The sequence below is a fragment of the Bradyrhizobium sp. Gha genome (genome assembly GCF_900113735.1).
GTDB lineage: Bacteria > Pseudomonadota > Alphaproteobacteria > Rhizobiales > Xanthobacteraceae > Bradyrhizobium.
The window spans coordinates 1-14,699 of sequence record NZ_FOQM01000036.1 but is presented as its reverse complement, the minus strand read 5'-3'; the positions used below and the strand labels follow the sequence as shown (position 1 = coordinate 14,699).

General features: G+C 64.7%; 9 protein-coding genes and 1 pseudogene. 6 read left to right on the top strand and 4 right to left on the bottom strand.

Annotated features, from left to right (window positions below):
* Window positions 1-34: 34 nt before the first annotated feature.
* The 3 genes from BM222_RS31385 (at window position 35) to BM222_RS31375 (ending at window position 4,710) form a co-directional block, all read left to right on the top strand.
* The gene (locus tag BM222_RS31385; protein WP_092237096.1) at window positions 35-1,894 is read left to right on the top strand and encodes an extracellular solute-binding protein; all 1,860 of its coding nucleotides are present in this window, start codon (window positions 35-37) and stop codon (window positions 1,892-1,894) included.
* Window positions 1,895-1,898: 4 nt separating this feature from the next.
* Entirely contained in the window at window positions 1,899-3,401 is a 1,503-nt protein-coding gene (locus tag BM222_RS31380; RefSeq protein ID WP_092237257.1) for a class I adenylate-forming enzyme family protein, read from the top strand.
* Window positions 3,402-3,486: 85 nt separating this feature from the next.
* Complete coding sequence (locus BM222_RS31375) at window positions 3,487-4,710, top strand: hypothetical protein (RefSeq protein ID WP_092237093.1); 1,224 nt, start codon at window positions 3,487-3,489, stop codon at window positions 4,708-4,710.
* A gap of 33 nt (window positions 4,711-4,743) precedes the next feature.
* Here the strand turns inward: BM222_RS31375 and BM222_RS31370 are convergent, their stop codons facing one another.
* The 3 genes from BM222_RS31370 to BM222_RS31360 form a co-directional block, all read right to left on the bottom strand.
* Window positions 4,744-5,172 (bottom strand): helix-turn-helix domain-containing protein, encoded by a 429-nt coding sequence (locus tag BM222_RS31370; protein ID WP_244547334.1) that lies wholly within the window; start codon window positions 5,170-5,172, stop codon window positions 4,744-4,746.
* Window positions 5,173-5,459: 287 nt separating this feature from the next.
* The gene (mfd, locus tag BM222_RS31365) at window positions 5,460-8,978 is read right to left on the bottom strand and encodes a transcription-repair coupling factor (protein ID WP_092237087.1); all 3,519 of its coding nucleotides are present in this window, start codon (window positions 8,976-8,978) and stop codon (window positions 5,460-5,462) included.
* Entirely contained in the window at window positions 8,975-9,265 is a 291-nt protein-coding gene (locus BM222_RS31360) for an FAD assembly factor SdhE (RefSeq protein ID WP_092237086.1), read from the bottom strand. The genes mfd and BM222_RS31360 overlap by 4 nt, the downstream gene beginning before the upstream one ends.
* A 185-nt stretch (window positions 9,266-9,450) precedes the next feature.
* Between BM222_RS31360 and recG the strand changes: the two genes are divergently transcribed.
* Complete coding sequence (recG, locus tag BM222_RS31355; RefSeq protein ID WP_092237083.1) at window positions 9,451-11,559, top strand: ATP-dependent DNA helicase RecG; 2,109 nt, start codon at window positions 9,451-9,453, stop codon at window positions 11,557-11,559.
* Window positions 11,560-11,718: 159 nt separating this feature from the next.
* Complete coding sequence (locus tag BM222_RS31350; RefSeq protein WP_092237082.1) at window positions 11,719-13,389, top strand: sensor histidine kinase; 1,671 nt, start codon at window positions 11,719-11,721, stop codon at window positions 13,387-13,389.
* Here BM222_RS31350 and panE read toward each other — a convergent pair.
* The gene (gene panE, locus BM222_RS31345) at window positions 13,386-14,315 is read right to left on the bottom strand and encodes a 2-dehydropantoate 2-reductase (protein WP_092237080.1); all 930 of its coding nucleotides are present in this window, start codon (window positions 14,313-14,315) and stop codon (window positions 13,386-13,388) included. The two genes, BM222_RS31350 and panE, sit on opposite strands and share 4 nt — an antisense overlap.
* 154 nt (window positions 14,316-14,469) lie before the next feature.
* Here panE and BM222_RS31340 point away from each other — a divergent pair.
* Window positions 14,470-14,699, top strand: a pseudogene (locus BM222_RS31340) (IS110 family transposase); the annotation flags it as partial.

Below are 14,699 nucleotides of genomic sequence, written 5' to 3'. Positions count from 1 at the left end.
TCAGGTCCGGCGGTCCTCGAATCAGCGTGTACGAATGTTCATGTTCCAGCGCCTGCGCAAGGGCTGCGGCGCCCGTCTCTGCAGCCTTGTTTTGGTCCTTGCGATACAGGTCCTCACCGCGAGCCTGTCAGCGAACGCAGCGAGGGCCGAGGAAGCGGATGCGATCGCCATGCACGGCAAGCCGGCATTGCCGGATGATTTCACCCACATGCCCTACGCCAATCCCGATGCCCCCAAGGGCGGCCGCCTGACATGGGGTATCCTGGGCACCTTCGACAGCCTCAATCCGTTCATCGTGAAGGGATTGGCGGTCCAGCCGATCCGAAGCTACGTGGTCGAGAGTCTTCTGACGCGCGGCCAGGACGAGCCGTTCACGCTCTACGGCCTGCTCGCCAAATCCGTCGAGACCAATGACGAGCGGAGCTACGTCACCTTCCACATCGATCCCCGCGCCCGCTTCTCGGACGGCAAGCAGGTCATGGCAGAGGACGTGCTGTTCTCCTGGCAGCTCCTGCGCGACCATGGCCGTCCCAATCTCAGGCAGTATTACGCCAAGGTCGCCAAAGTCGAGGCGACCGATCCCCTCACCGTCCGTTTCGACCTCACCGGCGCCGATGACCGCGAATTGCCTCTGATCCTCGGCCTGATGCCGATCCTGCCGAAGCACGCGGTCGATGTCGCGACCTTCGAGGAGACGACGTTGTCAGGGCCGATCGCCTCGGGCCCGTACCGCGTCACAGCGGTGAAGCCCGGCGTCAGCGTGACGCTGACGCGCAATCCCGATTATTGGGGCCGCGATCTACCGGTCAATCGCGGCCTCTTCAATTTCGACGAGGTCCGGCTCGACTATTATCGCGAGGCCAACGGCCAGTTCGAAGCGTTCAAGCGCGGCCTCTATGATTTCCGCGTCGAGAACGAGCCGCTGCGCTGGCACGACGGTTACGATTTCCCGGCCGCCAAAAACGGCGACGTGATCCGCGACACCATCAAGCCAGGCGTGCCGCAGCCCTCGGAATTCCTGGTGTTCAACACGAGGCGTCCCGTATTCGCCGACATCCGCGTGCGCCAGGCGCTGACGTTGTTGTTCGATTTCGAGCTGGTCAACCGCAACTATTTCTTCTCGCTCTATTCACGCGTCGCCGGCTATTTCGCGGGCTCCGACCTGTCGGCCTATGCACGCCCTGCGGATGCGCGCGAGCGTGAGCTGCTCAAACCCTTTACCGCGCAGATCCCTGCGGACATCATGGATGGCAGCTACCGCCTTCCCGTCACCGACGGCTCCGGGCGCGACCGCACCACGTTGCGCGCAGCGCTGAAACTGCTGTCCGACGCCGGTTACGATCTCGACGGCACGGTGTTGCGCAACCGCGCGACCCAGGCGCCGTTCACCTTCGAGATGCTGGTGATGACCCGCGACCAGGAGCGCATCGCGCTCGCGTTCCAGCGTGACCTCAAGCGCGCCGGCATCGAGGCAAGCGTGCGCGCCGTCGATCCCGTGCAGTTCGATCAGCGCCGGCTGGCCTACGAGTTCGATATGATCGAGAACCGCTGGGATCAGTCGCTGTCGCCCGGCAACGAGCAATATTTCTACTGGGGCAGCGCGGCCGCGGACAGTCCGGGCACCCGCAACTACATGGGCGCCAAGGACCGCGCGGTCGATGCCATGATCAAGGCGCTGCTGGAGGCCCGTGATCATACGGATTTTGTCTCCGCGGTACGGGCGCTCGACCGTGCCTTGATCGCGGGCTTCTACACAATCCCCCTGTTTAACGTATCCGAGCAATGGATCGCACGCTGGAATCGGATAGAACGACCATCGACCACCGCGCTTTCGGGCTATCTGCCGGAGACCTGGTGGGCGAAGGGTGAGCCTCAAGCCAGTCCAGCGAAGTGACGCCGTGAACCAGCCAGCCGTATCGCCGACGCTCGACACGCTGTTCCAGCGGACGCTGATGCGGCAGCCGCACGCGCCCGCTCTGCTCGATCCCCTCAACAAATTCCGCATCACCGGCCACCAGCCACGGCGGCTGACCTATGCCGAAGCCGACACCTTCATCGAGGCGCTGTCGGCGCATTTCGTCGAATCGGGCCTGCCCGCCAATTCGGTGATCGCAATCCAGCTGCCCGCGACGGTCGAATTCGTGCTGACGGTGCTCGCCGCCCATCGCGCCGGCCTCGTGGTCGCCGTGTTGCCGCTGCTGTGGCGGCAGGCGGAACTTGCGGCCGCGCTCAACCGCACCGCGGCGCGCGCCATCGTCACCATGAGCAAGGTCGACGGCGTCAGCTATGCCGACCTTGCGATGCATGCAGCGGCCGAAGCCTTCTCGATCCGCCACGTCTTCGGCTTCGGGGCTGAACTGCCCGAAGGCATGGCCTCGCTCGACGACGTGCTGGCGCGGCCGCCCGGCACCACGCGCGCCGTGATCCAGGACGGCCGCAAGGCGGCGATGATCTCCTTCGATGTCACGGCGGAGGGCTTTCGCCCGGTGCCCCGGCCGCATTTCAGCCTGATCGCGGGAGGGCTCGCGATGTCGCTGGAAGCCGACATCCAGCAGGGCGCAACCGTGATGTCGGCCTTCACGCCGATGTCGTTCGCCGGCCTCGCCTCCTCGCTCGCGGTTTGGCTGCTCTGCGGCGGCGCACTGGCGCTGCATCATCCGTTCGAGAGCGAGGTGCTGGAGCAGCAGATCAACGAGCACGAATGCGACGTGCTGATCGCGCCGGCACAGTTCGCGCTGCGGCTTGGCGATTCCGGCCTCGCCGCGCGGATGCCGACCTTGCGGAACGTCCTCGGGCTCTGGCGCGCGCCGGAGCAGGTGGCGGCAAGCGAAGCCTGGACCGCACCACATGCGCCGCTCACGGACGTCTATCTGTTCGGCGAGGCCGGCCTGTTCGGCGCAAGGCGCGGCGAAGACGGCATGCCTGTCACGGTCATGCCCGGCCCGCACGGCGCTCCGCGGGAGCAGTCGGGGTCCTCGATCGCAGGCGAGATCCTGCTGACCCCGAAGGGCACGCTCGGCCTTCGCGGCCCCATGGTACCGATCGCGGCCTATGCGCCGCCACAGCCGCTCGGCGAGACGCTGACCGCACAACCACCGCGCGATTATGTCGACACCGGCTATGCCGCGCGGATCGACCGCGCCAGCGGCGCGATCTGCATTACCGCGCCGCCATCAGGCATTATGGCCGTCGGCGGCTATCGCTTTCTCTCCAACGACCTCCAGGAATGGGCCCGCCGCCTCGGCCAGGGCGCACTGCTCACGGCCCTGCCCGACCGCCTCTCCGGTCATCGCCTGGCTGGCCGGGCCCAAGACAATGCCCGCGCCCGTGAGGCGCTCAGCGAACTCGGGCTTAACCCCCTGATGGTCGAGGCCTTTCGCGACCGTTCCGGGTCGGTCTAGGCGCAGTTTCGCCTCATACATTGACGCTACATTAAGGCGGCCGGACTAGATTGCGCGGCATCGATTGCGTGATCCGAGTTTTTTGATGTCCCAGACGGGCCCCATTCTGTTTGTGTCCGATGCGGAGCGCCCCGCCTTCATTGCAGCGCTGGACGAGGCCCGTCTCTTTCCGGTCGTCGACAGCGATTGGGCCAGCGCCGCGCGTGCCGTCGAGCAGGTGCAGCCGGCCGCCGTCCTCGCCGCGATGTCCGGCGGCCACGAACCCCATATGCCGCTGCTGGCGAAGACAATCGCCGGTCAGCCGCTTTATCTTCCGCTGGTCGCGCTGGATGCACAGGGGTCGCTGCCTCACAACGCGCTGCCGTTCTCCACGCGCGGCAATACCGCCGAACGCCTGATCGCACGCCTGCGCGCGGCGATCCGGGTCCGCACGCTGCACGCCACGGTGCTGCGCCGCCTGCCGGAGACGAAAGTCGCGCTGCCGGAGACCGACCCGGTGCGCGATGGCATCGTGCTCCTGATCGGCCGTGGCGCCGCCTACCCTGCGCTCTCAGTCGCGCTTGGCGAACGCACCGGCGTCGTCGGCGCGCTCTCGATCGAGGCCGCCGCAAAGCACCTCAACACCCGCGACATCGACGGCGTCTTGCTGTCAGACGGTTTCACCCCGCGCGTCACTGATGCCTTCCTCACGGTGCTCGCGGAGGACACCCGCTTCCGCAATCTGCCCGTGGTGGTCACGGCGCACCAGCTGACCCGGAGCTACGATCTGCCCAATCTCGAGCTGATCGCGGGCGAGCCCGGCAAGGTCGCCGCGAATGCGCTGCCGCTCATTCGCCAGCACGCGATGGAGGCGCAACTCAGCCGCACGCTGCGCTCGATCGACGCCGGCGGCTGGCTCGATCCGCGCAGCGGTCTCTTGACGGTGGAAGCCTTCGCCCGCGATTTTTCAAAGGCCGTGGAGCAGACTCTCGCGCGCGGCGGCGGCCTGTCGGTGGCGCGTTTCGCCTTCGATCCCGGTAATCCCCGCGCGCAACTCGATGCCGCGCGCATCCTCAGCCGCCTGATGCGGCAGATGGACTTTGGCGTGGCGCAGAAGGACGGCTCAGTGATCGTGGTGTTCGCCGAGACCGACTTCCGCACGGCACACATGATCGCCCGCCGCCTCTCGGCGGTCATGAAGCACACCTCGAACGGCAAGCACGAGATGCGCAGCGATCCCGTGGTCTCCGTGGATTCGCTGTCACCGTCAGATACGGCACGGTCGTTGTTGGCCCGGCTGTCGGCGGATGCGTCACGGGCAGCGTCGTAATCCTTCCCGCGACGAAGGCCCGCGCCCCCAGTCTCAGGTGATAGTCGCCTCAAGCGCCTTCAGTTCGTCGGCTGCGCAAATGATCGCGTCACGGATCTTCAGAAAATAGTCCGCGTCAATACGAGATGTCAGCCAATCCATCTCGCCCCTGTAGCCATGCTCCCCCTCTTTCCGGATGACCCCTTCGCCGACCAGGGCGTCGAGGCAGCGACGCACGTTCGACCGCGGCAGGCCTAGTCGCTTGGACAGCTCCGACGCGTTCAGCGGTGGCGCGCCGAGATCGTCGGCGACACGAATCGCCAGGCAGACCAGAAGCTCTTCAAACACCGCACCGATGTGCTTGCGAGGATAGCCGCTGCGCATCGCGACGAATCCCGCAACGGTGAGGCGGCCGATGATCGCTGATTGCTTGTGCCGCTTGGCCAATGCCGCATCTGAATTTGTTGTCGTTTCACTGGCCATTTTCGCCATCTCAATTTTTGCTTGCGAAGGCGTGTTTACGCGGAGCATGCTGTGGTTGCAAAGCATAGCCATGTTGGCGTGCGAGACACATGATGATGCATCGAAATCTGAGACGAGCCTTCGAAAACGAGCGACTTTTTACAATTGGCGTGGTGGGGCTCGGCCTGGTGCCGGTCGCAATATTGGTCATCGTGCTTTTGGAGAGGTGATCAACGGATCGCATCGCGCGCGGTGCTTGGCGCGGCACAGCGGTATCGTGCTGCGCCGGCTGCGGAATACCACGGAAGCTACGCCGCCTTCTTGCTCTTCGCGAGCTGCGCCAATTGCCGCATGATTTCGGTGGTGCCGGCGAGGCGCTCCTCCGGCGTCTCCCAGTCCTGCAGGAACACCACCTTCATGTCGGGCCGCACCTTGGCGGCCTGGCCGTGGCTCTTGATGAACGACACCAGGCGATCGGGATAGGCGAAGGAATTGTCGCGGAAGGTGATCACGGCGCCCTTCGGGCCCGCATCGATCTTCTCGACATTTGCCTGGCGGCAGAACGCCTTGATCGCGGCGACCTTGAAGAGATAGCGGACTTCATCCGGCAGCACTCCGAAACGATCGCGCATCTCGGCGCCAAAATTCTCGATTTCCTCCTCGCTGTCGAGATCGGCGAGACGCCGATACAGCGACAGCCGCACCGAGAGATCGCCGACATAATCCTCCGGAATGAGCACAGGCATGCCGATGGTGATGGTCGGCGACCAGCGATCGGCGGCGGGCTCGGACACGCCGGCCTTGAGGTTGACGATCGCTTCTTCCAGCATCGACTGGTAGAGCTCGAAGCCGACTTCCTTGATGTGGCCGGACTGCTCTTCGCCGAGCAAATTGCCGGCGCCGCGGATATCGAGGTCGTGCGAGGCGAGCTGGAAGCCCGCACCCAGCGTCTCCAGCGATTGCAGCACGGTGAGCCGGCGCTCGGCCTGCGCCGTGATGTTCTGCTGCGCCGGGAGCGTGAACAACGCATAGGCTCTGAGCTTGGAACGGCCGACACGGCCGCGGAGCTGGTAAAGCTGTGCAAGGCCGAACATGTCGGCACGATGCACGATCAGCGTGTTGGCGTTGGGGATATCCAGGCCGGATTCCACGATCGTGGTCGACAGCAGGATGTCGAACTTGCCGTCGTAGAACGCGGTCATGATGTCCTCGATCACGGCGGGCGGCATCTGCCCGTGCGCGACCGCGACCTTCATCTCCGGCACGTTCTTGTCGAGGAAGTCCTTGACCTCGGCGAGATCGTCGATGCGCGGCACCACGTAGAAGGCCTGGCCGCCGCGATAGCGCTCGCGCAGCAGCGCCTCGCGGATCATCAGCGGATCATGCGGGGCGACGAAGGTGCGGACGGCGAGACGGTCGACCGGGGGCGAGGCGATGATCGAGAGTTCGCGGACGCCCGTGAGCGCCAATTGCAGCGTGCGCGGGATCGGCGTTGCCGACAGCGTCAGGACGTGGACCTCGGAACGCAACGCCTTCAACCGCTCCTTGTGCGTGACGCCGAAATGCTGCTCCTCGTCGACGATGACGAGGCCGAGGTCGCGGAACTTGATTGCCTTGCCGAGCAGCGCATGGGTGCCGACGACGATATCGACGGAGCCGTCGGCAATGCCCTTCTTGACCAGGTTCAGCTCCTTGGTCGCGATCAGGCGCGAGGCCTGCGCCACGTTCACCGGAAAGCCCTTGAATCGCTCGGTGAAGGTTTTGGCGTGCTGGCGCGCCAGAAGCGTGGTCGGCACCACGACAGCAACCTGCTTGCCTTCGAGCGCAACGGCGAACGCTGCCCGGAGCGCAACCTCGGTCTTGCCGAAGCCGACGTCGCCGCAGATCAGCCGATCCATGGGACGGCCGAGCTCGAGATCCTTCAGGGTGGACTCGATGGCGGAGAGCTGGTCCTCGGTCTCGTCATAGGGGAACCGCGCGCAGAACTCGTCATAGAGGCCCTGCTGCACCGGTAGCTTGGGCGCCTCGTGCAAATGGCGCGCGGCGGCGATCTTGATCAGCTCGCCCGCGATCTCGCGGATGCGGTTCTTGAGTTTTGCTTTTCGCGTCTGCCAGCCGGAACCGCCCAGACGATCGAGCTCGACCGTGGTCTGGTCGGAGCCGTAGCGCGACAGCAGCTCGATGTTCTCGACCGGCAGAAACAGTTTTGTTTCGGCGGCATAATGCAGCTCGAGACAATCATGCGGCGCGCCGGCGACGTCGAGCGTTTGCAAGCCAATGAAGCGGCCGATGCCGTGATCGACGTGAACGACGATGTCGCCGGCAGTGAGGCTCGTCACCTCCGAGATGAAATTGTCGAGCTTGCGGCTGGCCTTGCGCGGCCGCACGAGGCGGTCGCCGAGAATGTCCTGCTCGCTGATGACGGCGATCTCGTCGGTCTCGAAGCCGCTCTCGAGCCCAAGCACCGCGAGCATGGTCTCGTTGCGCGGGGTCGCCTGCACCGTGCGCCAGCTGTTGACGCTGGTGGTGTGAGCCAGCTTGTGGTCGCGCAGCATCGAGGTCATGCGGTCGCGCGAGCCTTCGCTCCAGAGCGCGATCACGACCTTCTTGCGCTGCGCCTGCAGCGCCATGACGTGGCTGACGACGGACTCAAACACGTTGACCGTGCTGTCGTTACGTTCAGGCGCAAAATCGCGGCCCTTGCGGGCACCGGCATCGAACACGCTGGTGCCGTCGCTCGGCACCGAGAACGCCGTCAGCCGGATCAGCGGCACGTCGCGTTCCCGTCTGGTCCACTCTTCGTCGGTCAGATAGAGCCGATCGGGCGGCAGCGGCTTGTAGATGGCACCGCCGCCCGGATGCTCCATCGCGTCGCGGCGGGCCTCGTAATAGTCCTGGATCTGCTTGAAGCGTTCGCGGACGGCGTCCTCGGCCTGCGGCTCGATCGCAACGGCCGCGCCCTGCAGATAGTCGAACAGCGTGTCCATCCGGTCCTGGAACAGCGGCAGCCAGTGCTCCATGCCGGGGTGGCGACGGCCCTCGCTGACCGCCTCGTAGAGCGCATCATCGCGCTCGGGCGCGCCGAACTCGGCGACATAGCCCATACGGAAGCGTCTGATCGTGTCGGTGACGAGCTGGAACTCGGAGATCGGCACCAGATCGAGCGAGCGCATGTCGAGCAGCGTGCGCTGGGTCTCGGCATCGAAGGAGCGGATCGATTCCAGGCTGTCGCCGAAGAAGTCGAAACGAACGGGCTGTTCGAGGCCGGCCGGAAACAGATCGAGGATGCCGCCGCGCACGGCGTATTCGCCGGGCTCGCGTACGGTGGAGGAGCGGTTGTAGCCGTTGTGCTCCAGCCAGGCGACGATGGTGTCCATCGGCACGACATTGCCGGGCGCGACCGACAGCGCCTGCGCTGCGACCAGCTCGCGCGCGGGCACGCGCTGCACGACGGCGTTCACGGTGGTCAGCACGATCAGCGGCTTGTCGCTGCCGGTGAGCGCGGCAAGGCGCGCCAGCGTCGTCAGGCGCTGCGCCAGGATGCCGCCATGCGGCGAGACGCGGTCGTAGGGCTGGCAGTCCCAAGCCGGAAAGGTCAGCACCGGCAGATCAGGCGCAAAGAATTGCAGCGCGCGTTCGAGCTGTTGCATCCGTCCGCCGTCGCGACAGACCACCGCGAGGCTGACGGCTGGCTTCTTCGGCCGCGCCGCGATGGCGCGCGCCAGATCCGAGACGATGAGGCCTTCGGCGCCCTCGGCGACATTGGCAAGCGTCAGCGCCCGGCCGGGCGTCAGCAGCTCGGCCGGAGATTTCATGCCCTGCTTCATACGCTGCCGTCCGCGATCGGATAGGCCTTGATCCGGGTAAACAGCGCACCGGTGACGTCGGCTGGCAGCAGCTTGTCACCGGTGATGGCGGCATAGAGATCGGGATCATTGACCTCGAGCAGGGTCTCGAGCTCGGTCAGTTCCGCATCAGACAGGTTACCGATCTCGGCATCGGCAAAGCGGCCGAGGATCAAATCCATCTCGCGCGTGCCGCGGTGCCAGCAGCGGAACAGAAGCCGCTTGCGGCGGTCGTCCAGCCCGTTGCTCGATCGTGTCGTTCCCGTCATGTCTCAAATCCAGTCAAACGCCGAAAGCCCGGACGTGCCGGGCCGGGGTGATATAGCCACTCGGGCCCTGCGTGTCAGCCCTCGATTTGGCATGGCCGCACCCGTGCGGGGCGCTTCGAAAAAAGACGTGGATGCCCGGGATAAAGCCGGGCATGACGGGCCGAAACGATCCTAGATTCGCTCCCATGCGCCCCAGCCTGCTCAATCCGCTGTTTGCTCCCGTGACCAGCCTGCCCGGCGTCGGTCCGAAGCAGGACAAGCTGCTGCGATACCTGCTCAGCCGGAGCGAGACGCCGCGGCTGGTGGATCTCTTGCTGCATCTGCCGAGCCAGGTCATCGACCGCCGCGCGCGCCCGAAAATCCGCGACGCGGTCCAGGGAACCATGGTGACGCTGGAGGTCACCGTCGACCGCCACCGCCCGCCTCCACCGCGCAATTCACGCGCACCCTATCTGGTCTATGCCAGCGACGACACCGGCGACGTCGTGCTGACGTTCTTCCGCGCCAAGCCCGGCTATGTCGAGAAGCTGCTGCCATTGGGCGAGAAGCGCTTCGTCTCCGGCACGCTGCAAATGTATGACGGCATCCCGCAGATCGTGCATCCCGACCGCGTCCTCGACGAGGAGGCGATCTCAAAGCTCTCAGGGATTGATCCCGTCTATCCCCTCACCGAGGGCCTTGCACTCGGCTCGCTCCGCCGCGCGGTCGCGCAGGCATTGCAGAAGCTGCCGGCGTTGCCGGAATGGATCAGCCCGGAGGTGCTGCGACGCTGCGATTTCCCGCCTGTCACGGAAGCGTTCCAGCGCGTGCATCAGCCGGTCGAGCTCACGGATATCCTGCCTGACCGACGTTACTGGTCCCGCCTCGCCTTCGACGAACTGCTCGCCGGGCAGCTCGCGCTCGCTTTGATCCGCGCCCAGCTGCGCCGTCCCGCCGGCGTGCGCAACGCCGGTGACGGTCATCTGCGCAACAAGATCATCGATGCGCTGCCTTATGCGTTGACGCCCTCCCAGCGTAACGCCGCGGCGGCCATCGCCGACGACCTGAAGCAGCCCGTGCGCATGCTCCGTCTGCTTCAGGGCGACGTCGGCTCCGGCAAGACCGTGGTGGCGCTGCTCGCGGCTGCGGCGGTGGCCGAGGTCGGCAAGCAAGCCGCGCTGATGGCCCCCACCGAAATCCTGGCGCGCCAGCACATCAAGACCATTGCTCCGCTCGCCGAGCGCGCCAGCCTTCGGGTCGCGATCCTCACAGGCCGGGAGAAGGGCAAGGAGCGGCGCGAGCTGTTAGCGCAACTCGAAGCCGGCGAGATCGATCTGCTCGTCGGCACCCATGCGCTGATCCAGGACGATGTGATCTTCCACGATCTCGCGCTTGCCATCGTCGACGAGCAACACCGCTTTGGTGTCCGCGAGCGGTTGGCGCTGACCTCGAAGGGCGAAGCGGTCGACGTGCTGGTGCTGAGCGCCACACCAATCCCGCGCACGCTGGTGCTGACCTATTTCGGCGACATGGACATCTCCGAGCTCCGCGAAAAGCCGGCAGGCCGCCAGCCGATCGACACCCGTGCCGTCGCGATGAGCCGGCTCGGTGAGGTCATGGACGGGGTCGGCCGTGCACTCGCATCAGGCAAGCTGGTGTACTGGATCTGTCCTCTGGTCGAGGAATCGGAGGCCGAAGGCACGGAGCATCTCACCAACGCGACCAAACGTTTCGAGAGCCTGCAAAAGCGCTTCGGCGACCGCGTCGGCCTCGTCCACGGCCAGATGAAGGGCTCGGAGAAAGATCGCGTCATGGGCCGGTTCGCGGCCCATGAGATCGGCCTTCTGGTCGCGACGACAGTGGTCGAGGTCGGCGTTGACGTGCCGGCCGCCACCATCATGGTGATCGAGAACGCCGAGCGTTTTGGGCTTGCCCAGCTGCACCAGCTCCGCGGCCGCATCGGACGCGGCTCGGAGGCTTCGACCTGCATTTTGCTCTACAGCGAGCCGCTCGGCGAAATGTCGAAGGCGCGGCTGAAGGTGATCCGGGAGACCACAGACGGTTTTCGCATCGCGGAGGAAGATCTGAAGCTGCGCGGCGTAGGCGACGTGCTCGGCATCCGCCAGAGCGGCCTGCCCGGCTACCGCATCGCGCGCTCGGAAGTCCACGGGCAGCTCATCACCCAGGCGCGTGACGAGGCGCTGCGCATCCTGAAGGATGATCCGAAGCTGAAAGGCGAGCGCGGCGAAGCCCTGCGTTGCCTGCTGTATCTTTATGAGCGGGACGAGGCGATTCCGCTGATTGGGGCGGGTTGAGGAACAAAAGTTTGGAACAAAAGTTCCGTCCGCTGGTTCCAGCAAACCGTGTGTTGCTGGCTGCCAGCGAGCCGGTACCTTGAGGGGAATCAGCTTGTCGCGGCAGGCGTGGCTTGGGGGATGAGCGTGCGTGCCTTGCGGCGTCGAACCGGAAGATGGATGAGGCGATCCCTTCGGACCTGGCCAGTTTCAACGTATCTGTTGCTGCTCGCGCTCATCACCGCAATTCCCGTCGCGGCCTGCGCGGCCTTTCTCGCCTATCATTTCGTGGCGGAATCCTCCCAACTCACCAAGGCCGATTATGAAGACAGGCTCCGCCTCATGCGCAATGCGGCGGAGCTTCGGGTGGCGAACATCATCGAGGATCTGCAGGTCCTTGCTCTCTCCCCCTCGCTCTCGCGGCAGAATTTCGCGGAATTCAGAGAGCACGCCATCGAGGCGGTGAAGCTGATCGGCGGGGTGGCCATTGTCCTCTACGCGCCAGATGGCCAGCAGGTCGTCAACACCCGCCTCGAACTCGATTCACACCTGCCGAAGCGCGTCGCATTCGACGTCGAGCGCCGGGCAATCGAAACGGGTCAACCACAGGTGTCCGGACTTCAGCGCGCCGTGGTCGATGGTCAGCCGATCGTCACCATCGCCGTTCCGGTCCGCATCGGCGGCGACATCCGTTACGCGCTCAACATCGGCCTATCGACGAAATATCTGTCCTCGTTGATGGACGAATACGTCTCCGCCGGAATGGTCGGCAGCATAGCCGATGCGAACGGAATCCTGCTGGCACGGCGTCCCTTGGTCGATGGTGACGACCTGGTAGGCCGGCAAACCATCCCGGAGGTGAGGGCACATCTCGGCCAACCTTCCGCCTGGTGGGTCAAAGCCGTGTCGCGGACGGGCGTTCCGACCTACACATCCATGTTGCGATCCAGTCAAAGCGGTTGGTCGATCAATCTTGCCGTTCCTCGCGAGGTCATCGATGGCCCGCTGCATCGGACAGCCGAGTGGATCGTTGCGCTGACTCTTTTAACGTTCGCCCTGGGATTGGCGCTGGCGCGATTGCTGTCGCGCCGCTTCCTGGCCGAGTTCGCCGATCTCGAACGATATGTTGCCGGTTTGCGCTCGGGTGTCCTGGCGCCAAAGCTGGGCACGATCAGCGAAGTCAACCGGATGAAGAAGGTCCTGCATCACGTCGGAAGCGAACTCGCCGGCGCCCTGAAGCAGCAGAAGGCGCTGCTGGACGAGATCAATCACCGGGTCAAGAACACGCTCGGGACCGTCCAGTCGATCGCGCGCCTGTCCCGTGCAAGTTCAAACGACCTCGACGAATACGCCGCCGCATTCGAAGGCCGTCTTCTGGCGCTTTCGCACGCCTACAATCTCCTCACTGAAAACAACTGGGTTGGCGTGAGCCTGGTGTCCATCATCAAGCAGACGCTGGCCCCCTACGCAGGTCCCGAGCGTCTCGAGATCGATGGTCCAGATATCCTGTTGCCGCCCAAGCTCGCTCTGGCAATCTCAGCCGCGCTCCAGGAGCTCAGCACGAACGCCGCGAAATATGGCGCGTTCTCGGTCCCGTCGGGGAAGCTGCAAATATCCTGGACGGTCGACGAGACAAGCCTCGTTCGCTTGTGCTGGGCTGAGCGAGAAGGTCCGCTGGTCCGCAAGCCCACGCGTCGCGGCTTCGGAACGAAGATGATCACCGGGATGTTCGCCGGCGAAGCCGGCTGGTCGGTGAACCTGGATTTCAATCCCGGTGGACTTCGCTGTGTGATGCAATTCTGGTCGACCGAGCGGGCCGATCCGGATCTGACGTTGATGGAAGCGAGCTAGGCTGAAGCTCTGCGGCGTCCCACCTCGTAGGCCGCGACATGCGCACGGGCGAGATCCAGCAAGGAGGTTTCGATGCCGAGCGCGCGGGCCCGATTGGCCATATCGCCCAGAATATGCTCAGACTCGGTCATCGAGCCACGCTCGATGTCGCGCAGCATCGAGGCCTTGAGCGGCGAGTCCAGGGTCGTGAACAGTTTTCGGTCGAACTCGATGAAAGGCGCGCGCGGCTCAAAACCCGAGGCGGTCGCAACGGTGCAGCACTCCGCGAACAGGCGGAAGATCGATTGCTCGCCGTTCGGCACAGCCAGGATGTCGCCAATGCTGGCGCGCATGAGGCACGTGATGCCGGCGAGCGTCGAGAGCTGGACGAACTTCTCCCACATGTCCTGCATGATCGCTTCGCTGGCGCGCACGTCGATCCCGGGGACGTTGAGCAGTTTTTCCAAAGCAAGCGTGCGCTCACTGAGCGAGCCCGTGGTCTCGCCGAAGACGATGGTCTGGTTCGTCATGAACTGAACGACGCGGCCGTCCGCATCCAGCCCAGCGCTGACATTGGCAAGCCCGCCGAGCACGCAGCCTGCGCCAAATCGTGCGGTCAGAGCCTCGATATGTTTCAACCCGTTGAGAACAGGCAGAACCATGGTGCTCGCGCCGACGGCCGGGGCAAACTGGGCCATCGCATCGTCGAGCGAATAGGCCTTCACGCCGACGAGCACGACGTCGAAAGGCTCCTTGAGCTCATTCGCCATCACGATTTTCGGCTGCACGGCAAACTCGCCATGCGGGCTCACGATCCGCAGCCCGTTCCGCCGCAATTGCTCAGCCCGCCCGGGTCGCACCAGAAAGGTCACGTCGCCGCCCGCGCGGACGAGGCAGGCTCCATAGTAGCCGCCAAGCGCGTCTGCGCCGATCACGAGCACCCTCATGCGAACTCCCATTCGCCTGCTTTCGCAGAATAGTAACAGATGGAAAGCGCGACGTCTTCCTCCCGTCATTGCAAGCGAAGATTCCATGGGGAGTGGATAGCGACCTGGTCTGAGGCCAGACTGAGGTTGCTAACACACCAACCTGGAGACGACGATGTTGCTCGATCATCCTTCCGCCGGACTGGCCGCTATCCGCACACAGTTTGGCGCAATTTTTGTGTCATTGGAACTGAGCCGTTCGACATGGCTGGTTACATCGCTGTCGCCGGGCAAGGGCGAGAAGATGTCGAGACACAGCGTGAAAGCCGGCGACATTGCGGACCTTTTGAAGCTGTTGGCAGAGCTGAAGCGCAAGGCACAGGCGCGAACGGGCGAGAGTTATGC